This window comes from Hymenobacter glacialis (assembly GCF_001816165.1).
Taxonomy (GTDB): Bacteria; Bacteroidota; Bacteroidia; order Cytophagales; family Hymenobacteraceae; genus Hymenobacter; species Hymenobacter glacialis.
In genome coordinates this window covers 1-1,376 of record NZ_MDZC01000108.1, presented here as the reverse complement: position 1 = coordinate 1,376, position 1,376 = coordinate 1, and the positions used below count along the sequence as shown (strand labels likewise).

Annotated in this window: 2 protein-coding genes; both read right to left on the bottom strand. The window is 57.3% G+C overall.

Annotated features, from left to right (window positions below):
* Positions 1–336, bottom strand: a 336-nt coding sequence (locus BEN48_RS15570) for a hypothetical protein (protein WP_141764591.1), incomplete at its 3' end; no start/stop codon positions are given.
* 292 nt (positions 337–628) lie between these two features.
* On the bottom strand, positions 629–1,376 hold a 748-nt coding region (locus BEN48_RS15565), incomplete at its 5' end, for a DNA translocase FtsK (protein ID WP_141764590.1).

The window sequence follows — 1,376 nt, the reverse complement described above, 5'->3', positions numbered from 1 at the left end:
GTGGGGCATCTTGGCCAAATCGGCCACGAACACCTCGTTGGTGATGGTGCGCCCGAAGGCGATGGGCAGGTCCATTTCCGTGCGCGCGAACTTCTCCGAGCCCAGCACCGAGCGGATGCTCACCATCTCCTTCTTGGCATTTTGCTGCCCATAGTCGTTGAGCAGCTCTAGGTTGGGAAACCGGAAGCGCGCTAGGTCCAGCGTGGGGTCGTAGTTGCCCGGCGGCATGGCGTCGGCGTCCTCGTCAGCCGCCGCGATGGCTACTCCCGCATTCGAAGTTGAAGGGCTTCCCTCTGGAACAGCTGAAGTTAATGGTGTAGCAAAAGTATTGAACACTTCTACTGATGGTGTTGGCACCAGTTTATCGCTAATGACAGGCAAAGGGAGGGTACTTAATTCGCTCTGAATATCCCGAGAAACAGAAGATTTTCGATTTGCTAGAAATCTACCCAGTGCATAGTAAATTCTAAAACTCATTATCACAACAAGTGCAGCAATACCCCAAATTACTGGACTGTTAAGGCTGAATGGAATGTCAATTCCGCCAATAGAGAAAGCTAAGGCAATCATAAACATAATGGCTTTGTATGAAACGCCTGGGCAACAACTTGACGGCCGCCCCCCCCCCCTATTTGCTTATGGTGTTCAGCAATTGCTCCAGTTGGTACTCGTCGGGAATGAGCACGTCCCGCGCTTTGCTGCCCTCAAACGGGCCCACAATGCCCGCATGTTGGAGCTGGTCGATGAGACGACCGGCCCGGTTGTAGCCCAGCTTGAGCTTGCGCTGGAGCAGGCTGGTGCTCCCTTGCTGGTGCAGCACGATGCAGCGGGCGGCTTCCTCAAACATGGCGTCACGCTCGGTGGGGTCCATGTCCTCGTTGCCGCTGCCGGCGTCGCCGTCGGCACCCGCCACTTCGGGCAGCATATACGCATCAGAGTAGCCCTGCTGTCCGCCGATGAAGTCGCAGACGCGGTCCACCTCTGGTGTGTCGATGAAGGCGCACTGCACCCGAATCAGGTCTGAACCAGCCGAAAATAGCATGTCGCCCTGCCCAATGAGCTGGTCAGCACCGCCGGTATCCAGGATGGTGCGCGAGTCAATTTTACTCGTCACCTTGAAGGAAATCCGGCAGGGGAAGTTGGCCTTAATGATGCCGGTAATCACGTTCACCGACGGGCGCTGAGTGGCCACGATGAGGTGGATGCCAATGGCGCGGGCCAGCTGGGCCAGGCGGGCAATGGGGGTTTCCACCTCCTTGCCGGCCGTCATCATCAGATCGGCCAGCTCGTCGATGACGAGCACGATGAAGGGCAGGAAGCGGTGGCCCTTCTTGGGGTTGAGCCGCCGCTCGATGAACTTGGCGTTGTACTCCTTC